The following is a 25,157-nucleotide window of genomic DNA, read 5'->3' as shown; positions in this document are numbered from 1 at the left end:
TACAGCCCTATTTCAAAGCTCTGTAACACAGACGGCTTTCTGATTTTAAAGTTTATGTTTGACGACCATAGCGAGTTGGTCCCACGCCTTCCCATCCCGAACAGGACCGTGAAACGACTTAGCGCCGATGATAGTGTGGATTACCCATGTGAAAGTAGGTCATCGTCAAACGCCCCATTCTAAAGCCCTGATGCAAACGCATCAGGGCTTTATTCATTCTTAAAGATAGCTTTAAATATAATACACATTCATATAAACAAGCGTCCTGTAAACTTTACAGGACGCTTTTAATCATCAACGCTGGATTATTCAATCACAATTTTTGGAAAAGCATTGCTGAAATCTTTGCCCATGTCTGAGATTTTTAAGATGATTTGCCATGTTGCTTGTTGGTACAAATTGGCAATGGCCGTTTCAGTTTGCTGTAAATCTACGCCTTGACCTTGGTCCATGGCTTGGCGAATTGGCAAGCTGAGTGGTAATTGAGCCAATAATGGGACATTCAAGTTTTCAGACAACATTTTGCCACCATCTGAGCCAAAAATGGCTTCGGCATGACCGCACTGAGAACAAATATGGGTTGCCATATTTTCGATGATACCCAAAATAGGAATATTGACTTTGGCAAACATGTCGACTGCTTTTCTAGCATCCAGTAATGCAATGTCTTGCGGCGTGGTGACGATGACAGAGGCGGTCACTGGAATTTTTTGGGATAGCGTCAATTGGACATCACCTGTGCCTGGAGGCAAGTCTATGAACAAATAATCCACATCATCCCATTGGCTTTGGAATAATAATTGTTGCAAAGCTTGGCTAACCATGGGACCGCGCCACACAACCGCTTGATCGGTATTGACCAAGAAGCCAATCGACATGGTTTGAATGCCAGCTGCATTGGTGACAGGAATGAATTTGCCATCTTTTTGTTCAGGTTGTAAATGAGAAACGCCCAACATGGTCGGTTGGCTTGGACCATAAATATCAGCATCCAAGACACCAACACGCGCACCCATTTTGCTTAAAGCGATGGCTAAGTTGGTAGTGGTCGTGGATTTGCCTACACCGCCTTTGCCTGAAGCAATGGCAATGATGTTTTTGACGCCTTTAATGGTATTCACGCCTTGCTGCACTTTGTGTGTGACAATTTTGTTTTCTAGCGTCAGATGAATATTGGAGGCAGGAGTATCTGTTGCTTGAGCAATGGCTTGAATGAAAGCGTCCTGTAAGTGTGCAACAGGGTAGGCAAAGCGCAATGTCACATGAATGTTACCGTCTTGTTGTGTGAGTTTGGTAAGGGCTTTTTCTGATGCAATGGTACGGTTGCTATTGGGCAAGACAATGGCTTCAATCGCGGTTTGAATCTGTTCCACGGAAAATCCTTTTTTGGGTTGCTGTTTGAGTGGGATATTGTTGGAATAAATGGGGTCAGATGTGGCAGATGCAATCTTTTGCTATTGTAAACTTTTTAGGATGCTTTTTCCTGTTTCTTCAAAAGTTTGGTATGCTTACGCCTTGTAAGAAGGAAAATGAATGATGAGTAATATTTTGGTTGTCGGTAGTATCAATATGGATTTAATCACAGTTTTGGATCGTTTTCCAAAAGTGGGTGAAACTTTGTTAGGTCAGACATTTACGACAGCTTTAGGTGGCAAAGGTGCCAATCAAGCCGTTGCAGCTGCTCGTTTGGGCGCTGATGTGGCGATGATTGGTGCGGTGGGTGATGATGCCAATGGTACTTCGGCTTTGAATATTTTAAAGCAAGAAGGCATAGACATCAGTGGGATTGGTGTTAAGCAAAGTATGAGTTCGGGTATTGCCAGTATTACCGTTGCCGAAAGTGACAATCATATTATTGTTGTGCCAGGTGCGAATTTTGCTTTGAGTATTGAGGACATTGATGCTCATACAGCTTTGTTTGAACAGGCTGATGTGGTTTTGTGTCAGTTGGAAATTCCAATGGATTGCGTATTACATGCGGCAAAATTGGCTAAAAAACATCAGGCGACATTTGTCTTGAATCCAGCACCAGCACAAAAATTATCCGCAGAATTATTATCTTTGGTTGATGTGATGACGCCTAATCATACTGAATTGAAATTGGCATTTGCATTAGATGATACAGCTAGCGATGAGGAAATTGCTCAAATATTGCCTGTACACATGCAATTGGTGATGACTGAAGGTGCCAATGGCGCCAGTCATTATGGTATTGATGGTAAACGTCATTGGAATGCATTTAAGGTAGAAGCGGTTGATACCACAGGTGCCGGTGACACGTTTAATGCAGGCTTAGCAGTCTATTGGTCACAAGGATTGGATGTGGCTGTAGAGCGTGCCCAAGCTGCAGCAGCGTTAGCTGTGCAGCAATTGGGTGCACAAACAGCGATGCCTACCGCAGAAGCTGTGAGTGTGTTTATTCAGGCTCAAGCTTAGCTTATAAGCGAGCCAATTCGGCTTGCATGGCAGAAATATTGGCGCGTCTATCCGCAACTTGCCTTTCCCATTTAGGAATGTTTTTGCCATTTTTCTTTGCTTGGCTTAATTGATTCTCAGCCGCACGCAGTGCGGCTTTTTCACGTTGTAATTCTTGCTTCACAATGTCAGAGCGTGACAATTTTGGCTTATAAACTGCTTTGCTTGGTGCTGCTGTACGCTGATGGGTATTTTTTACCTTGCTGGTAATGGGTGCTGGGGCTTGATTGCGTAATGAAACCTGCGTATTAGGTATTGGCGTAATTGGTTTTGAGACTATTAAAATGTCATTGCGTAAGGAACCCAAAGCTTGGTCGATTGCCAAATTGTAATGAGGTGTGTTAGTTGCCGTAATCACTGAGGCTTGTGAGCGCATACAAACAGATGTCTGATGGCTAGTCCAAACTGCACATGGTAATTTCGCAAGTGAAGAGGCGTGGGCATTGGTCAAAGAACCAATGAGTAGCAAAGGTAGTAGTACTATTGATGTATGGCGGCGTAGGTTAGGTATAAACATGTACGGATATCTTTTTAATGAAACCTTTGAATTATATGTGTTTTTTTGGTTTTTATAGTTTTATGCATGCAAAGCTAAGTTAAGAGCTGCTAGTGTTTTTGTTTAGAGGGTAACCTTGCTTCTAAGTTGCGTAAATTCCTATGTTAGAATCATTACTATTGTGCGGTTTGGATAAGCTATGAAGCGTGTGACCTTTTTGTTAAGTTTTCGAGCTGTGGCTTGGATGCCTCTGATTTTATGTCCTATGGCGTTGCTTCCCAGTTCGGTATTGGCATCTCAAATTGCATCAGACAATGCTTTGTCTGATGCTTTACAGTCTAATTGGTCTGAAGTGACCGTCAGCGTACGCCCTTTTTCTATCGCCGAGCAAGAATACTTGAATGAGCAAGCCAAGGAGCGAGGCAAGAATGTAAAAGATGTCACACCGCCGAATCCATCAGAATTACAGTATGCTGTTGTTGTGGAAGTGGATAATTCTGAAGCAAAAGATATGCTAGAAGAACATTTGCCACTGATTGTGCAACAACAAATGAATTCGGATATCGATGCTGAGCAAATTCAATTTTTGGTCGATGATACACCTCAAGATGCCAAAGACATGTTGGATACCTTAGGGTATTTTAATGCTGTCGTGCGTGTGAAAACGGATTCATTGCCTTATGTGGTTCAGGTGGATTTAGGAAAGCGGGTTTTTATTACATCTGCTCAAGTTAATTTAGATGGCCCTGTTTTAGATGATGAAAAACTGGGTGAATATTTCGCGAATGTCATGTCGGGTTGGACGGCTAAAGAAGGTGAGCCTTTTTTACAAAGTACTTGGAGTGGTAGTAAAAGTGCCGCCGTGAGTGGTATGCGTCGCAAACAATATCCTTTGGCACAAATGACGCAATCGCAAGCATTGATTGACCCTGCGGCAGCAACAGCTGTCATGACTGCGACGATTGACAGCAAAAAGCCTATTTTTTTTGGTGCATTGGATGTCAGTATCAATGAAATATCGTTACCGAATGGCGAGAAAACCAATCAAAAGCCTCGTTATCCTGAAAATATTGTGAGAAATCTGGCACCATTTCAGCAAAGTGATGTGTATGACAGTGATAAGGTGGTCGATTTTCAAAATGCTTTAGAGCAAGACAGTCATTACAGTAGTGTGATGGTGACACCACAATTCAATCGCCTACAAGACGATCAAGTGCCTGTATTGGTGACAGTACAAGAGGTGCCACGTCAAAAATTTGATGCAGGCTTGAATTTCGATTCAGAAGATAGCCATGGTATTCGTTTGGGTTATGAGCATTACAACGTTTTGAATCGAGGTTATGTTGGCAGTAGTTTTGTGTCTTATAACAAATATGAGCAAAGCTTTGGTATTGGTTTAAGCCATCCGCGTGAGTTTGGCAGTTCGTACAATATGGCATCGTTGAATTATAAGAACGGTACTGTACAGCGTGTGAAGACTGAGTCTTGGAATGCAGGGCTTTGGAATGTGAAAGAATTTGATAACAGTGAGCGTCGACTAGGTTTAGAATTTTACCGTGATGACAGTCATGTAGAAAATGGCCCAGATTTTGGCGTAAATTATGCCACGATGTTGACTGCATCATGGCGATATAACCGAGTACAAACATCGATTCGACCACAAAATGGTTATTATGTTTATGGCAAAATTGGCGCTACTTTGGGATCGGTTTTATCGAGTGCTTCGATGCAAATGGTTCGTGCTGATACGGCTTATTATTACACGCCTGAGCAAAAAAAATATGGTACTTTCATTGTCAAAGGTCGAGCCGGTGTGGTGAACGTGTCGGATGAATTAAATGCACCACAAAGTTTGTTATTCCGTACAGGTGGTGCTACTTCTGTACGTGGTTATGAGCATGAAAGCATTGGTATTACAGGTTATCAAGATGCAGTGATTGGTGGCAAAGTGATGGGTGTTGCAAGCTTGGAATACCAATACCCAATTAAAGACAATTATGCATTGGCACTGTTTCATGATATGGGCGATGTGGCCAATCGATTTGATGAATTTAAAATTCAACACGGTACAGGCATAGGTGCCCGTTGGTTTAGTCCTTTCGCACCGATTGCTTTTGACTTGGCTTATGGTCATGAAGACCAAAAAATTCGTTGGTATATCGGCTTGGGAACATCGTTTTAATCCGCGATGTACTTATCTGACCTGAATCTTGTTTTATTAACTGCGAGTATTGTGTATGCATTCCCATAATGAGACAGACGCTGCTGTCGCATTGCCTGAAACGCCTTCTAAACCACCTAAAAAGCCCCGTCGTTGGTGGTTGCGTTTTTTGGTGGCTATTTTATTGGTCGTGGTTTTGGTTGTGTCGACTTTATTTTGGCTGACGCGTACAGAGTCGGGTTTGCGTTTTACTTTATTCCGTATTCCTGCTTGGTTTGGTGTAGAAATTGAAGCGGACAAGGTATCAGGTACCGTTTGGAATGGATTCAATGGTAATAACTGGGTAGTGAAAACGGAAAGCGCCAACATTCATTTGAATCATTTGGAGTTAGATTGGGCGAGCAATGCTTTGTTTTCTAAGACCATACATGTGCGCCGTTTGGATATCGGTGAAATGCACATTGAAGTATTTGAAACGGAGCCTAGACCCAAACAAGAGGCCAAATTTCCAGAAAAATTGCGTTTGCCAGTGAATGTGCATTTGGATGAAGTGAATATTCATGCCATTACTTTTGGTAAAGAACACAGTGTTATTTTAAATCAAGCACAATTAAGCTATCACTATGAGCAAGGTCAGCCACATCGCTTGAATATTCACAGCTTGGACAGCACGTTTGGTTTGGCTGATGGCTATGTTTCTCTTAACGAAAACAAACCTTTTGCAACCGATGCCAAGTTGAATGTGATGGGTAGTCGAGATGGCATCACGGTCAAAGGCAATGCTGCTGTGGGTGGTGATTTGGACAATCTGACGGTCAATGGCAAATTCAGTGGTGAAGGTGTGATATTGAATGTAGATGGTGCGTTGCATCCATTTGCCAAAACATTAAACCAACAATTTTCTTTTTTGAATGTCAATGGCAAAGGCTTAAACCCTAAAACCATCATTCCAAGCTTGCCCGAGGCGCAAATTGAACTGGAAGTGGGTATTGAACCTATTGCTGGCACCAATGAAATGCAAGGCGTCCTGAAAGTGTTGAACAGTAAGCCGATGCATATTGATGCAAATGGTATTCCTGTTCAATCCATTGATACGCAATTTAAATTAGATCGAGAAGGGAAAGTAATTTTATCCTCATCGAATATACGGACACTGCATCAAGGTCAAGTTGCGGTGAAAGGCGTGGTGGATGCGGCGCAGTCTGTATTGGATTTGGATGTGAATGTCAGTCAACTCACGCTGGCTGATATTGTGAACAATCCGATGAAAGGCACGTTGGCAGGCGACATTGAAGTCACAGGTCAATTCGATAGCCCGCAAGCAGATTGGCGTTTGAAGACCGAACGCTTGCGTTCTTCAGGCCGCTTTAATATGTTGGTTGATCGTCAAAATGGTCAACAAAGCTTGCAGATTTCTAAAGCACATATTGCCACGCCTGATGGCGGTAGTATTGGTCTTGCAGGACAAATGAATTTGTACAAAGACCAAGCTTTTAAAATTGCGGCTGTCAGTCATCGTTTTAATCCTGCTTCATTGTCCAAAGATTATCCGCAAGGCAATGTGAATTTGGATGTGCGTGCGTTGGGAACTTTGGCAGGTGAACCTGTGGTTAAGGCTTTATTGGATTTGGGTAACAGCAGTTTGTCGGGAGCCAAACTCAGTGGCACAGGTGATGTGGTTGTCAGCAATCAACATTTAAGTCGTGCCAATTTGAGTGTGTTGCTTGATGGCAATCGCATTAAAACCGATGGCAGCATAGGCAAAGCGGGCGACAAATTGAATGTGGATATTCATGCACCGCGTTTGGATCAATTTGGTTTCGGTTTAAGTGGCTTATTGACTGCCAAAGGTCATTTGGCAGGCGACCCTAAAAAACTGGACATTCAATTGGCAGGTCAAGCACAAAATCTGCGTTTTAAAGATGCTGTGGCAGTGCAACAAGCACGTTTCGATGTGAAAGCATCGCCCACCATGAGCGCGCCTTTGAATATCAGTGTCAATGGCAATGCTTTGAAGTTTGGTACGACTTTGGTTGACCAAATCAATGTCAATGTGGCGGGAACAGGTAACAATCACAATATCAAAGCCGATGGCAGCCTGAGCTTAGATAAGCAGCCTTATCGTTTGAATTTGGCGGCACAAGGCGGCCTGAATGATGAGATGCAGTGGAAAGGAACGGTTGCCACTTTGGATATTGGCGGTGCATTCAATGCCCGTTTGAACAACCGCATGGCTTTAGAAGCAGGGGCACAGAAAGTGGCGTTGAGCAGCGCTTCTTGGGGTTTAATGGGCGGCAGTTTGAATTTGAATCATTTTATTTGGGAAGCTGGCAAAGGTCTGCAAACCAAAGGTTCGGCTTCGGGCTTGGATATTCGTGAAATTAACAATTTGGTACAAATCCCAATTGAGCAAAATGTCATTATTGGCGGTGATTGGGACATGTCTTATGGCCAAAATATGAATGGCTTTTTGCGCTTGCAGCGTCAATCTGGCGACGTGACTTTGCCGCAGCGCAATCAAAAATTAGGTTTGAGTCGTTTGCAAACCGATACGCGTTTTCAAAATGGCAGCATCAATACCAAAATTGATTTGGTGACCCAATATGCGCGTGCCAATGGTCAAATCAACATTCGTCAAGCTTATGGCAATGTTTTTGCTAATGCGCCTTTGAGTGGTACGGTGAATGTGGTGGCTGATAATTTGGCGACGGTGCGCAATTTCTTACCTGTGGGCATGGAGGTTACAGGCCGCGCTGAAGCGAATGTGAAATTAAGTGGCTCGATAGGTAAACCGCAATTGTCTGGTCCGTTTAGCGGGACCAATTTAAGCTTTTTAGATCGTTCGAGTGGTGTGTATTTGAAAAATGGTTCATTGCAATCACATTTTTCAGGACAATCTTGGATGATTGATGCTTTGACTTTCCGCGAGGGTGCGGGTACTGCGACAGTGAAGGGTCAAGTTAATTTATTGGGTTCTGATCCTGATGTGAATTTGAAATTGATTTTGAGTCGTTTTGAAGCCTTATCGAAACCGACACAGCAATTAACCGTGAGTGGTGAAGCAGATTTAACGTATTTGCCCGCAAAAGGTTTGAGTTTGGTTGGTGGCGTGAAATTGGATAGGGCACGTTTTGATTTTCCAAAATCCAGTGCACCTTCTTTGAGTGATGATGTGGTGGTATTGGGGCGTCCTGTAAAAGAAAAAAATGCCAGCACACCGATTCATTTGAATTTGTTGTTGGATTTGAACAATGCTTTCCGTTTTAATGGTCAAGGTTTGGATGTGTTGCTGGGCGGTCAAGTGCGTTTGTTGGCGCAGCCGCGACAAGATGTGACTGCCAATGGACAGATTCAAGTGGTGCGTGGCCGTTACAAATCTTATGGACAAGATTTGGTGATACAACGCGGTTACATTACTTTTGTCGATGAGCTTTCCAATCCGACATTGAATGTACGAGCAGAACGCAGAGCTTCGCCTGTGGGTGCAGGCGTGGAAGTCACTGGCAGTTTGTCGCGCCCTAATACGGTGTTGGTGGCAGATGAACCTATGAGCGACAAAGACAAACTGTCTTGGTTGATTTTAGGTCGCCCATCTAATAGCGAAAGCGATGATGCTGCGATTGCGGCAGCGGCGGGTGCATGGTTGGCAGGTGGCATTAATAATAAAATTGGGGTGGTGGACAATATTGGTTTGGAAACCCGCCGCACTCGCAATACCGAAACGGGTGAAATGAATGCAGCTGAGCAAGTCATCAATGTCAGCAAGCGTTTGACCAATCAGTTGAGCTTGGGCTATGAATATGGTTTAAGCAGTGCAGAATCATCGGTAAAATTGATTTATTATATTAGCCGCTCTTTGCAAATGATTGGTCGTGTGGGCAGCTATTCCAGCGGTGGTGAATTGCGTTATAGCAAGCGTTTTGATGGCTTCGGTCAGCAAACTCAGGCCACACGTGAAGCATATGAGAAAGCGCATACTCGTCCTGTTGAAAAACAGTGATGGATTTGTTTTATAAGCGTCCTGTAAATGTTTTACAGGACGCTTTCAAGATTAAAAGGGCACGCCATGTTATTGTCGGTGTATCAAGTGTTGTGGCGTATGGCGCCCAAAATCATTCAACGTTATTTGCGCAAACGTGCTCGTATGGCGCCTGCGTATTTGGCGCATTGGGACGAGCGTTTTGGCAAACCTTTGCCCAATCCTGTACGTCAACCGATTTGGATTCATGCCGTCTCGGTTGGTGAAACCCGTGCCGCTGCACCATTGATTGCCGCTTTACAACAATATTTTCCTGATGCGCCGTTGTTGCTTACGCAAATGACGCCGACAGGACGTGAAACAGCAGAACAATTGTATCCACATGCCCAATGTCGCTATTTGCCTTATGACCGCAAAGATTATGTGGCGCAGTTTTTACAAGAGCATCAGCCCATCATGGGCATTTTGATGGAAACGGAATTGTGGCCGAATTTGATGCATGCGTGCCATCACTCTCAGATACCTTTGTTTTTGGCCAATGCGCGTTTGTCGGAAAAGTCGTTGCAAGGCTATTTGAAAGCCGCTTCTTTGTTTCAACCTGCTGTATCTCAGTTGACGGCCATTTTTGCGCAAACTCAAGTCGATGCCGAGCGTTTAAAAAGCTTGGGTGCATCGACGGTGGAAGTGTGTGGTAACAGCAAATATGATATTGAGCCGCCACAAGCTGCGATTGACTTGGGTGTTGAATTCAAGCAAAAAATCGGTTCGCGTTTGGTTTTGGTGTGTGGCAGTACGCGTGTGGACAAGCAAGGCGTGGATGAGGCGCAATTGTTATTGCAAGCATGGGCGCAACAGCCAACCGATGCTTTATTGGTTATTGTGCCGCGCCATCCTGAGCGTTTTGAGGCGGTATTTGAAGCTGCCAAAGCATTGGGATTGAAAGCTCAAAAACGCAGCGATGGACACATTGTGCGTCCTGAAAACCAAGTTTGGATTGGTGACAGCATGGGTGAATTGTTTGCTTATTACCAATGTGCGGATGTGGTGTTTGTGGGCGGTAGTTTGGTCGATACAGGCTGCCAAAATGTGATTGAACCGATTGCTTGTGGCAAGCCGACTGTATTTGGTTTTTCTACTTATAATTTTACACAAGCGTGCAGCGCTGCTTTGGAAGCTGGTGTTGCGATACAAGTACAAACTGCATCACAATGGTTGGACGTGGTCACCCATTTGTTACAGGACGATAGCAATCGGCTGGAGATGCAACAACAAGCTCAACAGTTTATACGCCACCATCAAGGTGCTAGCGATGGTATGGCTCAGCGAATTGCTGCACAAGTAAAAGGGTTAAATCGTGGTTAATCGATAGTGGATGTGATGACGCCTGCTTAAAAATCACTGCCTTGATTGAATCCTTGTCACTATCACGGTAAACTCTAAACACTTAAAAAATCGTCGCTTCGACGCCAAACATGACATTGTAAATAGAATCAGCATGAATCCATTATTTGATGTGAAATCCGCGCGCTTAGACGTATTGTCTTTGCAATTGAAAAGCAATGACTTTGTGCAATTAGAAGCCGCTTTAGAACAACGCTTGAAGCAATTGGGTGATTTTGCTTCAATGCCTTTTGTATTGGACTTGGAACAATTAGATGATCTGAGTCAATTGCCTGTCGATCAATTTATTCGGCTGTTTCGTCGTCAAGGTCTTGAGTTAGTAGGCTTGCGTCACTTTGATGAAAATACGGCACAATTGGCTGCCAAACATGGTTTGTCATTCAGTATTTTGAATGCACCGCAAGTAGAACAAAAAGTGGCGCAAGGCGTAGAGCAAATGGCAGCCGCTTTGGCACCTGAAGCTGCCGCCGTTGTAGAAACTGTAGAGTCTGTTGTAATCAATGCACCTTTAAAACAAGAGGGTGAATTGGAATTGCTCAGTGATCGCTTGGCCAAAGAGGCCAATATCACCAGTTTTTATGATAAGCCTAGTTTGGCTGAGCCTATGTCTGATAATGAGGCGAAACCGACTTTGGTTATTCGTCAACCGATACGTACAGGTCAGCAAGTGTATGCAGAAAACGCCGATTTGATTGTATTGGCGATGGTGAGTGTGGGTGCAGAGATTATTGCCGATGGGAATATTCATGTGTATGCACCGATGCGTGGTCGTGCTTTAGCAGGAGCAACAGGCAATAAAAAAGCCCGCATTTTCATTCAAAACATGCAAGCTGAATTGGTTTCAGTCGCTGGCGTATACCGAACATTTGAACGTGATTTGCCAACCGATTTAAGTAACAAAGCGATACAAGTGTATTTGGAAGACGACAAATTGGTCGTGGGCGCATTGAACGCACAATAAAACAACAAATTAATTCAATTGAAACTCAGTAAGGATAGATGACTGTGGCAAAAATTATTGTCGTAACTTCAGGTAAGGGTGGCGTGGGTAAAACCACAACAAGCGCAAGCATTGCCAGTGGCTTAGCATTGAAAGGTCATAAAACAGCAGTCATTGACTTTGACGTTGGTTTGCGTAATTTGGATTTGATTATGGGTTGTGAGCGTCGTGTGGTTTACGATTTAATCAATGTGATTCAAGAAGAAGCGACCTTAAACCAAGCCTTAATCAAAGACAAACATTGTGATAACTTGTTTATTTTGCCTGCTTCTCAAACCCGTGACAAAGATGCTTTGAACCGTGATGGCGTCGGTCGTGTGCTTAAAGAATTGACTGAGAAAATGGGTTTTGAGTATGTGGTTTGCGATTCTCCTGCGGGTATTGAGCAAGGCGCATTGATGGCTTTGTATTATGCAGATGAGGCAATCGTCACCACCAATCCAGAAGTATCGAGCGTGCGAGACTCTGACCGTATTTTGGGTATTTTATCTAGCCGCAGCCGTCGCGCTGAAATGAGTGAAGAACCAGTTAGAGAACATTTGTTGATTACCCGTTATGTGCCTGCACGCGTGGCAGCAGGGGATATGTTATCTGTAGAAGACATTACCGATATTTTGCGTATTCCATTGGTTGGTGTGATTCCTGAGTCTGGTGCCGTATTGCAAGCTTCAAATTCAGGTTCTCCTGCCATTCATTTGAACCAAACCGATGTATCTGAAGCCTATAAAGATGTGGTGGCACGCTTATTGGGTGAAAGTCGTCCGATGCGTTTTTTACAAGAAGAGAAAAAGGGCTTGTTAAAGCGCTTGTTCGGAGGATAAGGCAATGTCACTAATCGATTTATTGCTCGGTCGCAAAAAAAAGACGGCAGAAACTGCCAAGGATCGGTTACAAATCATCATTGCTCAGGAGCGTGTACAATCTCAGGCGCCTGATTATTTACCGATGTTGAAAAAAGAGTTGTTGGAAGTATTGGCAAAATACGTCAATATCTCTCCTGAGGACATTCGTATTTCACAAGAGCAACAAGGGGATATGGAAATGTTGGAATTGAACATTACTTTACCCGAATCTAAGAAAGTTTCTTCATGACGTTAACTGAGTTACGCTATATCGTGGCTGTTGCGCAAGAGCACCATTTTGGTCGTGCTGCGCAGCGTTGTTTTGTGAGCCAGCCGACTTTATCTATCGCCATTAAAAAGTTGGAAGAGGAATTAGGCGTAGCCCTGTTTGACCGCAGTAGCAATGAAATTCGACCAACAGATGCAGGCTTGCGTATTTTGGATCAAGCCCAGCGCGTGTTGGAAGAAGCCGATATGATTAAGCAATTGGCCAAAGAAGAGCAAAATGAATTGGAAGGCTCATTTAAATTGGGTCTGATTTTCACGGTTGCACCTTATTTGTTACCTAAATTGATTGTGTCTTTGCGTGATTTGGCACCGAAAATGCCATTGATGCTAGAAGAAAATCATACGGGTGCTTTGACCGATATGTTGAAAAAAGGTGAGCTAGATGCCATTGTGGTGGCTGACCCTTATCAAGAAGCGGGCGTGGTCACTGTACCTTTATATGATGAGCCGTTTTTTGTCATCACGCCCAAAGGCCATGCATTTGAAGAAATGGATGAAATCACGACCAATGAGTTGGCAGATGAGCAAGTATTGTTATTGACTGAAGGCAATTGCATGCGTGACCAAGTCTTGGACAGTTGCGTGGAGTTGGCGAGCCGTCAGCGTATTAAAGGTTTGACCAATACTTTGCAAGGCAGCTCCATCAATACCGTTCGCCATATGGTGGCATCGGGTTTGGGTATCAGTGTGTTGCCAGCGACTTCTTTGACTGAAAATGATCACATGTTGTTCAGCATCATTCCTTTCAAATATCCAGCGCCAGAGCGCCGAGTAATGTTGGCAGCGCGCCGTCATTTTGTGCGCCAAAAAGCGCTTGAAACCATCAAAACAGCGATTTTCCATTCACAATTGGCAGGTGTGCGTTTTGTGAAGCCAGAAGAATCTACGGAAGATTGAAAATAATTGAATAAAGTACTTGGCGTAGGGGTATGAAAACGGTTATAGTTACACCTCTGACGCGGGGTGGAGCAGCATGGTAGCTCGTCGGGCTCATAACCCGAAGGTCGTAGGTTCAAATCCTGCCCCCGCAACCAAATACGAAAAACCAGCTTAATAGCTGGTTTTTTTGCATTTCAGGTCGCTTAAAAAGATTCAGTAAGCTTTAAAAATGGCAGAATCATTTGGTTGATGATTGGAGTATGGGCTGAATTTTTGAAAGATGAAGGCAATATTTTATTTCATTTTAGAAATGCTAAAACAGTATCGGTAGAAATGCTAAAACAGTATCGGTTAGAAGCGGTCTGAATGGGGAATTAGAAATAAGTTAACAAATGACTTGACGCAACAGCCTAGACGCGCTATAGTTACATTTCTGACGCGGGGTGGAGCAGCATGGTAGCTCGTCGGGCTCATAACCCGAAGGTCGTAGGTTCAAATCCTGCCCCCGCAACCAAATATGAAAAACCAGCTTAAATAGCTGGTTTTTTTACGTTTCAGGACGCTTTTATTGAATCACTCGGTTTACAATAGATTGATTAACCATGTTGGACAATAAAGGAGCGTTATGAATACCAGTGATCAAAATCCGTTTACTTTATGGCAGCAATTTTGGCAAAATGCCAACCCTCAAATGACCCCGTTTTTGCCGCCGATGTCGGCAGAAGATGTGCAAAAGAAAATCAGTGAGTTACAAAGCGTGGAGCTTTGGTTGAGTTTCAACTTGCAAATGGTGCAATCGCAATTGGCAGTGCTGGAACAGCAAAAACTGTTTTTTGCATCTTTAAGCCAAATGGGCGAAAATCTCGCTAGCAACAAAGATTAATCAAACTAGGCGACTTCAGGTCGCCTTTATTAGGTATCTCTCATGACATTCCCCCGTTATATCCCACTTCGTATGCACACAGAGTTTTCCATTGAAGATGGAATGATACGCATCAAAGAAGTGGTCAAACATGCTGCTGCGCAAGGTTTTGCGGCTTTAGGTGTGTCTGATTTGATGAATTTGTTTGGTATGGTCAAGTTTTACAAAGCTTGCCGTAGCAATGGCATTAAGCCGATTATTGGCGTGGATGTATGGGTGGAAGATGATGTCGGTGAGAGCAAAGATTACCGTTTGTTGTTGATTGCTCGCGATGCCGATGGTTTTCGTCGTTTGAGCGAATTGATCACGCGTGCTTATGTTGATGAAGAGCGCAATCGTATGGATTACCGTATCCAAGCATCGTGGTTGGCTGATGGTGACAATACGGGTTTGATTTGTTTGTCAGGCGCACATTTGGGCAATATTGGTCAAAGTTTGCTTACAGGCCGCTTGGAAGAGGCTAAAGCACAAGCACAAGCTTTGGCTGCTTTGTTTCCGAATCGTTTTTATTTGGAATTGCAACGTTTGCCTGAAAAGCCCGAATGGGAAGTGGCAGTGACAGGCAGTTTGCAATTGGCACAGGATTTGGATTTGCCGATTGTGGCGACCCATCCTGCCCAATTTTTGAACAAAGATGATTTTCAAGCCCACGAAGCGCGAGTGTGTATTTCTTCGGGTTATGTGTTGGCAGACACGCGCCGTCCTAAGAATTTTCAGCCTTCACAGTATTTTGTCGCAGCGGATGAATTTGAAGCACGTTTTGCTGATTTGCCTGAGGCTTTGCAAAACTCGGTAGCAATTGCCAAGCGTTGCAATGTGGAAATTGTATTGGGTAAAAACTTTTTGCCCCAGTTTCCAACGCCCGATAGCATGAGCTTGGATGATTATTTGGCACATTTGTCGAATGAGGGTTTGCAAGAGCGGATGGCGGTTTTGTATCCGAATGAAACCGATCGAGAAGCACGTTATCCTGAATATCAAGCACGTTTGGATTTTGAGCTTAAAACCATCATTAATATGGGTTTCCCGGGTTATTTTTTGATTGTTCAAGATTTCATCAATTGGGCGAAACAAAATGGTTGTCCTGTAGGTCCTGGTCGTGGTTCGGGTGCGGGTTCGTTGGTGGCGTATGCGCTGAAAATTACCGATTTGGATCCATTGAAATATGCTTTGCTGTTTGAACGTTTCTTAAATCCTGAACGTGTGTCTATGCCTGACTTTGACATTGACTTTTGTCAAGCCAACCGTGGTCGTGTGATTCATTATGTGCGTGACCATTATGGACATGAGGCGGTGAGTCAAATTGTCACTTTTGGCACTCTGTCATCCAAAGCAGTGATTCGAGATGTGGGTCGGGTATTGGATTTGCCGTTTGGTTTGTGTGACCGCTTGTCCAAATTGATTCCAGTGGAACAGAACAAACCTTTGGGCTTGAAAAAAGCGATGGAAGCCGAACCGCAAATTGGTGAGCTGATTGAAGCGGAAGAAGCCGAAGAGTTGATGGTTTTGGCACAAAAGCTGGAAGATTTGACTCGCGGTACGGGCATGCATGCAGGTGGTGTATTGATTGCACCGGGTAAAATCACCGATTTTTGCCCTGTCTACCAAGCGCAAGGCGATGATACGTCGCCTGTGTCGATGTTTGATAAAGACGATGTAGAGCAAGCAGGTTTGGTCAAATTTGACTTTTTGGGTCTGCGCAACTTGACCATCATCGAGATGGCACAAAATTTCATCAAAGATGGTGTGGGCGATATCGTGGATGTGAATCACATTCCATTAGACGATGCACCGACTTACAAGCATATTTTTGCGGAAGGCAATACCACAGCAGTATTTCAATTCGAGTCGGCAGGCATGCGCCGCATGTTAATGGAGGCGATGCCGAGTAAATTTGAGGAGATTATCGCCTTTGTCGCGTTGTATCGCCCAGGTCCAATGGATTTGATTCCCGATTTTATCCGCCGTATGCATGGTGAAAAATTCGAATACTTAGATCCTTTGCTTGCCAATGTTTTGGAACCAACCTACGGCATTATGGTTTACCAAGAACAAGTGATGCAGGCCGCTCAGGTTTGTGGTGGTTATACATTGGGCGGTGCAGATTTGTTGCGCCGAGCGATGGGTAAGAAAAAAGTCGAAGAAATGGTGCAACACCGTTCGATTTTTGTCGAAGGTGCTTCTAAAAATGGGATTGATGAGAAGAAAGCCAATGAAATTTTTGACTATATGGAAAAATTTGCAGGCTACGGTTTCAACAAATCTCATGCCGCAGCTTACGCCTTGGTGTCTTACCAAACCGCATGGCTCAAATACCATTATCCTGCTGAATTTATGGCAGCAACCATGTCATCGGAATTGGATAATACTGACCAATTAAAAGTGTTTTACGACGATGCTATCAGTAAAAGCAACGGCATTACTTTTTTAGCACCTTCGGTGAATCATTCGTTTTACCGTTTTCAGCCTTTGCCTCATCGCCAAATTCGTTATGCTTTGGGTGCGATTAAGGGAACGGGCGAGGCGGCTGTAAACGCCATCGTTGCCGCGCGCCAAAATGGCTTATTTACCAGTTTGTTTGATTTTTGTGAACGTGTCGGCAAACAGCATTTGAATAAGCGCACAGTAGAAGCGTTGATTCGAGGCGGTGCGTTTGATGAAATTGAACCCAATCGTGCGATGTTGCTAGCGAATGTGGGCTTGGCGATGGATTATGCTGAGCAAAAAGCCGTCAATGCCAATCAAGGTGGTTTGTTTGACATGATGGACGATGCGGCGATGCCTGAGGTTGAAATGGTATATGCTGCGCCTTGGAATGATTCTGAACAATTGGCTGAAGAGAAACAGGCCATTGGTTTTTACCTATCAGGTCACCCATTCAAGCCTTATCGTGATGTGATTCGTGGTTTTGCGAAAAAAGATTTGGCAGAATTAAAACCTGCCGATCATAAGCAATGGGTAGCGGGTTTTGTCACAGGCATTCGCATTATTATGGGTCGCCGTGGCAAAATGGCGATTGCGACAGTCGAAGATGAAACGGCTAAATTGGAAGTGGTGATTGCTGGTAACAGTTATGAGCGTTTCCAACATTTGCTCAAAGCTGACCAAGTATTGTTGTTTGAATGCAAAGTGGCACGAGATGAATACAATGGCGGCGGTGGTTTGCGTCTGAATTCGGATGGGATTTATGATTTTGATGGTGCTCGCAGTGCATTTGCTCGTAATTTGTCATTAATCACCACGCCACAAACCGATACGCATCGTTTACAAGCATTGCTACAAAGCCAGCGAGGTCAAGGCTATGTGGGTTTGCGTTTGGCTTATCAGCATCCGTTGGTGAGCGCAGAGTTGAAAACCAGCTCACAATGGCAAATTGGTTTGAACAGTGAATTATTACAACAATTAAGTCAATTATTGGGTCATGAAGCGGTCAATGTGATTTGGTAAAAACAATGGTGTTTAAAAGCGTCCTGTAAATGTTTACAGGACGCTTTTTTAGATTCAAACCATCAATCGTTTGCCCAATAAGACAATGTCTGCTTCGATGTCATCGAGTTCGCATACCCGTGGCAACAAGCCCCATTGGGCAAATCCAAATTTTTTAAACAATGCCAAGCTTGGTGTGTTGTGTCCAAAAATCACTGCCACCACATTTTTGATGTTCAATGATGGCGCAATGTCTAACATGTATTGCAACATGGTTTGTCCGAGTTTTTGACCGCGTTGGGTTTCAGACACATAAATACTGATTTCAGCCGTGATGTCGTAAGCGGCGCGAGCGTAATAATCGCTAAACGTCCCCCACGCCAAAATTTGATTGTCTGTATTGCAACATACAAGCATAGGACGATGTGGTTTTTGATGGGCTTGGAACCAATCCAATCGTTCTTCTACTGTGACTGGTTTTAAATCAGCAGTCACTTTTCGGCTGGCGATGGTGCTGTTATATATGTTAATAATGTCTTTGAGATCAGCTTCTTGAGCGATTCTGATAAGCATTTTGTATCCTTGTTACGACACTGAAGAGTGCTAAATGTGCTTAATATTTAAGATTCAGTATGGAATTTTAAAATTTCAAACACTTGTTTGAAAAAACGTGTTTCAATCAAACAGAGCCATCATATAACAAACCAATTAGGTGGTGACAATCTGAAATAGGAGTAGGAAGAAATGATGAAAAAAATTGTTTTATTGGGTATCTTGAGTTCTGCAAGTTTGCTGATGGCGCAAGATATCACAGGTAAATGGCGCACATTTGACGATAAAACCAAGCAACCTAAGTCTATTGTTCAAGTCAGTAAAGTCGGTGATGCGTATGTTGGTAGGATACTCAGTGTCGAAGCTGGTGTGAGCCCAACGTGTGAGGATTGTACCAGTAGCTTTAAAGGTAAGCCTTTGGCGGGCAGCACGATTTTGACAGGTTTGAAAGATGTCGGTCCTAATAAGTATGATAGTGGGCGTATCACCAATCCTAAGGACGGCAAAACATATAAAGCCAATGCTGAATTGACCAATAATGCCAATACTTTGCACTTGCGTGGTTATGTGGGCACGTCTATTTTAGGGCGTACGCAAATTTGGCAGCGTGTAAAATAATTGTTCAATGCAAAATTTGGTAAGACCACCGTTTAAGGTGGTCTTTTGACTTGCTTGGCATTTCTTTGCACAGGTATGATTCAACCCATGAAAAAAATTGCTTTGTGGCCTTGTGTAGGCTTATTGGTTCTGGGTTTGAGTGCTTGTCAAAGTGCAGCACCGATTCAATCGGGTCATGGTGGTTTAAGAACTGCTGTACCAGATAATGCTTCTGTGCCTGCGGGATACCATCGGGTACAAAGAGGAGAAAACTTGTACCGCATTGGTTTGCGTTATAACCAAACTGTTTCTACCTTGAGTCGTTGGAATCAATTGAGTAACCCCGGTCAAATTGAAGTGGGTCAATTATTGCGTGTGAGCAATAACGTTAGTTCAACGCCTCGTCGCAATACCACAAATACAGCGACCAATACCCGCCAAACGAATAACACCGCCAGCAAACCTGCTGTTAGTTGGAGCGCGCCTGCTACCGCAGCCAATACCACGAACGTTCGTTTAGCGCGTCCTGTAACGGGCTCGGTTTTGTCTAACTTTAATGGTGGCAGTAACAAAGGTGTGGATTTTGGTGGCAATCGTGGCGATGCCGTGAAGGCCGCGGCCGCAGGTAAAGTAGTATATGCAGGTGATGGTTTGCGTGGTTATGGTAATTTGGTGATGGTGCAACACACACCAACTTTATTGACGGTTTATGCACACAATGACCGTGTTTCAGTAAAAGAAGGCGATCAAGTCAAACAAGGTCAGCAAATTGCGACTATGGGTTCGACGGGAACAGACGGCGTGAAATTACATTTTGAAGTGCGTCAAAATGGCAAGGCTGTTAACCCTAATTCATATTGGTAGTGTGGTTTTTAACACAGTTATAAAAAAATTCAGGACGCTTGTTAGCAGCGGCCTGAATTTTTTTATGGTATTGATTGGTACTTAATTGTGCTTAAAAGAGCTTAATTATGACAAAAATATGACAACTTTGATTTTATTTTGATTTTAAAAATCTAATAAATGGTTTTTTTGAGTTTTAAATGTGCTTTTAAATCGTTTTTTGAAGGAGTATGCTTCGGCTCCTAATAAGTAATGATTCGTATTTATATATTACTTAAATCACAAATTAATCAATACGGGTAAGCGATATGTTTTGAAAAGACGATTTTCAATGTGTCGTTGACCTTTTGTGGAAGCCTTGAGTAGATGAAAAAAAACCCGCATCTAAGAAAAACGATGCCAGCCAATATGTCGCTCCTACGATGGCGGCTTTTTTATTGACCATGCCTTTTGCTACCAGTGCTTGGGCTGCAGATGTTGATGCAGATACTGAGTTAGGCGCAGTAGAGGTTTCGGTACAAAAAGCCAATCCTATGAAAGCGACTGAGTCAAATTCTAATAAATTTACTGCACCTTTGCGTGATACGCCTAAAACTGTACAAGTGATTACACGTGAAGTTTTAGACCAGCGTGGTGTGGCTAGTTTGGAAGAGGCTTTGCGTTCAACACCGGGTATTACTTTTGGTGCTGGTGAAGGTGGTAATCCGATTGGCGATCGCCCATTCATTCGTGGTATCGATTCACAACAAAGTATTTCAGTAGATGGTTTGCGTGATATTGCGGCAGGTTCGCGCGAAACATTCAATGTAGAACAAGTGGAAGTGATTAAGGGTGCGGATTCTGCATTCAATGGTCGTGGCGGTGCGGGTGGCTCGATTTCAGTAGAAACCAAACAACCTCAAACCAATGACTTTACCCACCTTGATTTGTTAGCAGGCACAGACAAATATGTGCGTGCCACAGTAGACAGCAACTGGGCAACTGACCAAGGTGTGGCATTGCGTTTGAATGCAATGGGTCAAAAAAATGACTTACCAGGTCGCAATGGTCCTGAAAACAAACATTGGGGTTTTGCACCATCATTGGCGTTTGGTTTAGACACAGACACCCGTTTGATTTTGTCTTACTATCATTACCAAACAGATGATATTCCTGAAAGCGGTGCACCATTTTACTGGCCAGCAGCCAAAGACCGTCCAACTTCAGGTACACATACTTACCATCCAACTACTGGCGGTAATCGTGATAATTGGTATGGCTTGGTTGACCGTGATTTCCGCAAGGAAAAAACCGACCAAGGTAGCATTACATTTGAACACGATTTCAATGATGATTTGAAAATTCGCAATGTGTTCCGTGCAGCCAAATCTAGCCAGCAATATGTGTGGACTCAGCCAGATGACAGCCAAGGCAATGTGGCCAATGGTTTGGTATGGCGACGTTCTAATACCCGTGATAGCGATGTCAACACTTACCAAAATGTGACCGATTTAACGGGCAAATTTGAAACGGGTGCATTGAAACACAGCTTTAATGTGGGTTTGGAATTGGCACATGAAAAATCTGCTGTCAGCAGCATTGCTTTGAATCCTACTCATGGTAGTGGTAGCGTATGTAAAAATGGTGTGGGTGCGGCAAGTGGTTATATGTGTACCAGCTTGAACAACCCAAATCCAAACGATCCATGGAATGGTACTTATACTGTGGGTGATGCAACCAATTACCGCACTAAAACCACTTCTGTGTATGCGTTTGATACCATTGAATTCAACCCACAATGGTTGTTGAATGCAGGTGTGCGTTTTGACCATTATGATTCGAGCGTGCAAGCACCTGGTAAAGAGCGTTTTACTCGTACAGACAATTTGTGGAATTACCAATTGGGTTTGGTATACAAACCATTGCCAAATGGTAGCATTTACGCCAACTTTGCCACTGCTTCAACCCCAGGTAACTCATTCTTGGGTCAAGGCATGGAAGACCAAGGTATCGATCCGACTTCAGGCCGCTCACCTGTTGCCAATGCCAATGAATTGTCACCAGAAAAAACCCGCTCGTATGAAGTGGGTACCAAATGGGATTTGTTGAACGATCGCTTGTCTTTGACTGGTGCGGTGTTCCGCAATGAAATCACCAATGCTCGTATTGTTGAAAACGGCGTTGCTCGCATGGCGGGTGAGAAAGTGGTTGATGGTTTTGAATTGGGTTTCAATGGTCAAATCACCGATCAATGGAATGTGTATGGCGGTTATACTTTCATGTCTAGCGAACAGAAAAAATTGGCGAAAAATGCCAATGGTTCTGATAACGTGGCTCAAGGCAAAGACTTCTTCAATACGCCTCGTCACAGTGGTAGCTTGTGGACCAGTTATGCATTCACACCTAAATTGACAGCAGGTGTCGGTTTGTATGCACAAAGCAGCGCAGTGGGCAGTTACACACAAAATGGTGATGCGGTCTTGATCAAAGGCATTCCAGGCTACACGCGTTATGATGCGATGGTGTCTTACCAAATCAATAAAATGGCCAAAGCCCAGTTGAATGTGTATAACTTGACTGACAAAGAATATTACAGCTCAACTTATTCAACCCATTACGCTTCCATCGGTGCAGGTCGCTCTGCGGTTGCGAGCTTGAAATTAGCATTCTAAATCTTGATTAAGATGCATTGAAACAGCCCCATCTTCGGTTATGATGATGGGGCTTTTTGTCTGGAGCATACTTATGTTATTACGTATTCCCGAATTGCTGAATGCTGAAGAAGTCAGTGTTTGCCGTGAGTTATTATTGCAACAACCTTGGCAAGATGGGCACTTGACGGCAGGACACATTGCCGCCCAAGTGAAAACCAACCATCAGTTGCCACGGGATAATATGATTGCGCAACAAATCGGACAGTTGATTTTAGACAAGCTCGGGCGCAGTTCTATGTTTATGGCTGCTGCTTTGCCGCTGAAAGTCTTGCCGCCGCTGTTTAATCGCTATGAAAACGGCACCGCGTATGGCAATCACATCGACAATGCCATTTTCACCATGCCCAATGCTGATATGAAAGTGCGCAGCGATGTGTCGACGACGGTGTTTTTGAGCGAACCTGATGAGTACGAAGGTGGTGAATTGGTCATCAGTACGGCATATGGCGAAAACCGTGTCAAATTGGCAGCAGGTGATGCGATTGTGTATCCTGCCAACAGTTTGCATCGGGTGGAGCCTGTGACGCAAGGCGTACGTTTGGGGGCATTTTTTTGGACGCAAAGCTTGGTCGCTTCCAGTGAGCAGCGACAAATTTTGTATGATTTGGATGGTTCGATACAAAAGGTTTTAGCCACAGATGCACACAGTGAAGCCGCGCGTAGCTTGAGCGGTGTTTATCATAATTTATTGCGTATGTGGTCGCAAACATGAGCCATTCTCATATTTTACAGGCCGCTTTGAATCACATTCCCATAACGCTGCAATGTTTGCGTGATTATGAAATCACGGCTCAAGATTTTGTGCGTTCAGATATTTGGCAATACATTCAGCAAGGCAGTGATCAAAATATCAGTGTGGCAGCCAATCGCCGTGCGTTCGATGATTATGGTTTGCGCCCACGTATTTTGCGAGATGTACATCATGGTGGCGTGGCTGTGCAGATTTTGAATGAAACATGGCAAGTGCCGATAGCATTGGCACCTGTGGCTTATCATGGTTTGGTGCATCCTGAAGCAGAGTTGGCAACGGTGCGTGCAGCCGTGGCGATGCAAACACCGATGGTGGTCAGCACTTTGTCCAGTTGCCGTTTTCAAGACATACGTTTGGCAGCAGAGGCGGGGGCGCAAGAATTGAAGCGGCCTGTACCGCCCCTTTGGTTGCAATTGTACAGTCAAGCGAGTCAACAACAGACGCAGCAAGTGTTACAGGACGCTTTAGATGCACAATTTAGTGCGGTTATGTGGACGGTAGATGCACATTACAAACGCTCGTCTTTGGCTTTGCCTGAGGGCGTGAGTGCGGTCAATATTGATGCTGATGCGCAGTACAAGCACACCAGCCATTTGTTGGATGAGCAATTGGTCTTTGGTTCTTGGTTTACCGAACATGCGCCAACGTGGGACGATTTGGCGTGGTTGCGTGAACAAACGCATTTGCCTTTGTGGCTTAAAGGCGTGAGCCATCCTGAGGATGCCAAGATGGCGCTTGAGTACGGCATCGATGGTTTGGTGGTTTCCAATCATGGTGGACGGGTTTTGGATGGCATGGCAGCGTCTTTGCATGTTTTGCCTGAAATCAAAGCTGCCACTGGCGCAGCTGTGCCGATTTTATTAGATGGTGGTATCCGACATGGTACTGACATTGTCAAAGCTTTGGCTTTGGGCGCTGATGCAGTCATGATTGGTCGTCCGCAAATGCATGCTTTGGCTGTGGCTGGTATGTTGGGCGTGGCGCATATATTGCATTTGTTGCGTATGGAGTTGGAGTTGGCTCTGGCGCAAATGGGATGTGCACAGATCAAAGAGATACATTCTGAATGTTTGGTACGTTGGTAACAAAGCTTACAGGACGCTTATTAGACTTCACCTTAGAAAATGCTATGATGTTTCTTTTTATGGAATGATGAAGATGGCAGAAACATTGCATCAAATCGATGGTGACAAACCCGCTCAATACGACGGCTTGTTGCCACAAATTGTCGCTTTAATCAGTGATGAACGTGATTTTGTTGCCAATATGGCGAATATTGCAGCGGTATTGAAAACACAGTTTGACTGGTTGTGGGTGGGTTTTTATTTGGTCAAAGATGCGCAATTGGTTTTGGGTCCGTTTCAAGGTCCGATTGCTTGCACACGCATTGCCAAAAACAAAGGTGTTTGCGGCACTGCATGGGCGCAAGAACGAACCATTGTGGTTGAGGATGTGAATCAATTTGCAGGACATATTGCATGTAGCAGCTTGTCGCAATCTGAAATCGTGGTGCCGATGATGAAAGATGGTCGCTGCGTGGGTGTGTTGGATGTGGACAGTGATGCTATTGCCACGTTTGGCCAAGTGGATGCGGATTATTTAGAACAAGTGGTTGCCACGTTGATGGCTGCATCGGATGTGGATTAAAGTCAGACGAGGTTGATACAAATGGGTTGAAGCTGATGGCTTCAGCCTATTTTTTTTGAGTAGGTATGAATATGCAATACATAAATCATAGGCAAAAAAATAACCGCTAGTGCGGTTTATTTTCCTAAATCTGTGGTGCCCAGGGTCGGACTCGAACCGACACACCTTGCGGCGGGGGATTTTGAGTCCCCTGCGTCTACCAATT

General features: G+C 44.1%; 19 protein-coding genes, 2 tRNA genes and 1 rRNA gene. 19 read left to right on the top strand and 3 right to left on the bottom strand.

Annotated elements, in window-relative coordinates; all coding sequences use genetic code 11:
• Positions 1-57 precede the first annotated feature (57 nt).
• Positions 58-171 (top strand): 5S ribosomal RNA (rrf, locus tag H150_RS0112325).
• A gap of 134 nt (positions 172-305) precedes the next feature.
• Here the strand turns inward: rrf and apbC are convergent.
• Positions 306-1,409 (bottom strand): iron-sulfur cluster carrier protein ApbC, encoded by a 1,104-nt coding sequence (gene apbC, locus H150_RS0112320; RefSeq protein ID WP_026353697.1) that lies wholly within the window; start codon positions 1,407-1,409, stop codon positions 306-308.
• Positions 1,410-1,533: 124 nt separating this feature from the next.
• Here apbC and rbsK point away from each other — a divergent pair, with 124 nt between their 5' ends.
• On the top strand, positions 1,534-2,436 hold the full coding sequence (rbsK, locus tag H150_RS0112310; protein WP_019959361.1) for a ribokinase: 903 nt from the start codon (positions 1,534-1,536) through the stop codon (positions 2,434-2,436).
• Position 2,437: 1 nt separating this feature from the next.
• On the opposite strand, the gene H150_RS0112305 is transcribed toward rbsK, so the two are convergent.
• Positions 2,438-2,851 (bottom strand): hypothetical protein, encoded by a 414-nt coding sequence (locus H150_RS0112305; RefSeq protein WP_019959360.1) that lies wholly within the window; start codon positions 2,849-2,851, stop codon positions 2,438-2,440.
• Between the two features lie 319 nt (positions 2,852-3,170).
• On the opposite strand from H150_RS0112305, the gene H150_RS14455 reads away from it, so the two are divergent.
• The 11 genes from H150_RS14455 to dnaE all read left to right on the top strand — a co-directional run bounded on the left by H150_RS14455 (position 3,171) and on the right by dnaE (position 17,890).
• Positions 3,171-5,153, top strand: coding sequence for an autotransporter assembly complex protein TamA (locus H150_RS14455; RefSeq protein ID WP_019959359.1), 1,983 nt, complete (start codon positions 3,171-3,173; stop codon positions 5,151-5,153).
• A 55-nt stretch (positions 5,154-5,208) separates the two neighbouring features.
• Positions 5,209-9,132 carry a translocation/assembly module TamB domain-containing protein gene (locus H150_RS14450; protein WP_019959358.1) on the top strand — a complete coding sequence of 1,308 codons (3,924 nt, stop codon included), beginning with the start codon at positions 5,209-5,211 and terminating at the stop codon, positions 9,130-9,132.
• A gap of 66 nt (positions 9,133-9,198) precedes the next feature.
• Positions 9,199-10,473, top strand: a complete 1,275-nt coding sequence (gene waaA / locus H150_RS0112290) for a lipid IV(A) 3-deoxy-D-manno-octulosonic acid transferase (RefSeq protein ID WP_019959357.1) — start codon at positions 9,199-9,201, stop codon at positions 10,471-10,473.
• A gap of 133 nt (positions 10,474-10,606) precedes the next feature.
• Entirely contained in the window at positions 10,607-11,473 is an 867-nt protein-coding gene (gene minC, locus H150_RS0112285; protein WP_019959356.1) for a septum site-determining protein MinC, read from the top strand.
• A gap of 44 nt (positions 11,474-11,517) precedes the next feature.
• Positions 11,518-12,333: a septum site-determining protein MinD gene (gene minD / locus H150_RS0112280; protein ID WP_026353695.1), complete on the top strand. Its 816-nt coding sequence runs from the start codon at positions 11,518-11,520 to the stop codon at positions 12,331-12,333.
• 4 nt (positions 12,334-12,337) lie between these two features.
• On the top strand, positions 12,338-12,604 hold the full coding sequence (gene minE / locus H150_RS0112275) for a cell division topological specificity factor MinE (protein ID WP_019959354.1): 267 nt from the start codon (positions 12,338-12,340) through the stop codon (positions 12,602-12,604).
• Positions 12,601-13,539, top strand: coding sequence for a LysR substrate-binding domain-containing protein (locus tag H150_RS0112270; protein WP_019959353.1), 939 nt, complete (start codon positions 12,601-12,603; stop codon positions 13,537-13,539). Before minE ends, H150_RS0112270 begins: the two co-directional genes overlap by 4 nt.
• 60 nt (positions 13,540-13,599) lie before the next feature.
• Positions 13,600-13,676 (top strand) — tRNA-Met (locus H150_RS0112265).
• A gap of 282 nt (positions 13,677-13,958) precedes the next feature.
• Positions 13,959-14,035, top strand: a tRNA-Met gene (locus tag H150_RS0112260).
• Positions 14,036-14,146: 111 nt separating this feature from the next.
• Positions 14,147-14,404, top strand: a complete 258-nt coding sequence (locus H150_RS0112255) for a PhaM family polyhydroxyalkanoate granule multifunctional regulatory protein (protein ID WP_019959352.1) — start codon at positions 14,147-14,149, stop codon at positions 14,402-14,404.
• Positions 14,405-14,446: 42 nt separating this feature from the next.
• Positions 14,447-17,890, top strand: coding sequence for a DNA polymerase III subunit alpha (dnaE, locus tag H150_RS0112250; protein WP_026353694.1), 3,444 nt, complete (start codon positions 14,447-14,449; stop codon positions 17,888-17,890).
• A gap of 54 nt (positions 17,891-17,944) precedes the next feature.
• Here dnaE and H150_RS0112245 read toward each other — a convergent pair whose 3' ends face one another.
• Positions 17,945-18,442, bottom strand: coding sequence for a GNAT family N-acetyltransferase (locus H150_RS0112245; protein WP_019959350.1), 498 nt, complete (start codon positions 18,440-18,442; stop codon positions 17,945-17,947).
• Positions 18,443-18,613: 171 nt separating this feature from the next.
• Here H150_RS0112245 and H150_RS0112240 point away from each other — a divergent pair, with 171 nt between their 5' ends.
• From H150_RS0112240 to H150_RS0112215, 6 genes are all read left to right on the top strand, one after another.
• A complete protein-coding gene (locus H150_RS0112240; protein ID WP_026353693.1) occupies positions 18,614-19,039 on the top strand; it encodes a DUF2147 domain-containing protein in 426 nt (141 codons plus the stop codon).
• A gap of 87 nt (positions 19,040-19,126) precedes the next feature.
• Positions 19,127-19,882 (top strand): peptidoglycan DD-metalloendopeptidase family protein, encoded by a 756-nt coding sequence (locus H150_RS0112235; RefSeq protein WP_019959348.1) that lies wholly within the window; start codon positions 19,127-19,129, stop codon positions 19,880-19,882.
• A 401-nt stretch (positions 19,883-20,283) separates the two neighbouring features.
• Positions 20,284-22,512, top strand: coding sequence for a TonB-dependent receptor (locus H150_RS14445; RefSeq protein WP_019959347.1), 2,229 nt, complete (start codon positions 20,284-20,286; stop codon positions 22,510-22,512).
• A 73-nt stretch (positions 22,513-22,585) separates the two neighbouring features.
• Positions 22,586-23,266, top strand: a complete 681-nt coding sequence (locus H150_RS0112225; RefSeq protein ID WP_019959346.1) for a Fe2+-dependent dioxygenase — start codon at positions 22,586-22,588, stop codon at positions 23,264-23,266.
• Positions 23,263-24,390 (top strand): alpha-hydroxy acid oxidase, encoded by a 1,128-nt coding sequence (locus H150_RS0112220; protein ID WP_019959345.1) that lies wholly within the window; start codon positions 23,263-23,265, stop codon positions 24,388-24,390. Before H150_RS0112225 ends, H150_RS0112220 begins: the two co-directional genes overlap by 4 nt.
• A 73-nt stretch (positions 24,391-24,463) precedes the next feature.
• Entirely contained in the window at positions 24,464-24,952 is a 489-nt protein-coding gene (locus H150_RS0112215; RefSeq protein ID WP_019959344.1) for a GAF domain-containing protein, read from the top strand.
• Positions 24,953-25,157 lie beyond the last annotated feature (205 nt).

Source organism: Vitreoscilla stercoraria DSM 513 (assembly GCF_000382305.1).
In the GTDB taxonomy this organism is placed as follows: Bacteria; Pseudomonadota; Gammaproteobacteria; order Burkholderiales; family Neisseriaceae; genus Vitreoscilla; species Vitreoscilla stercoraria.
This window is presented reverse-complemented; position numbering and strand designations above follow the sequence as displayed.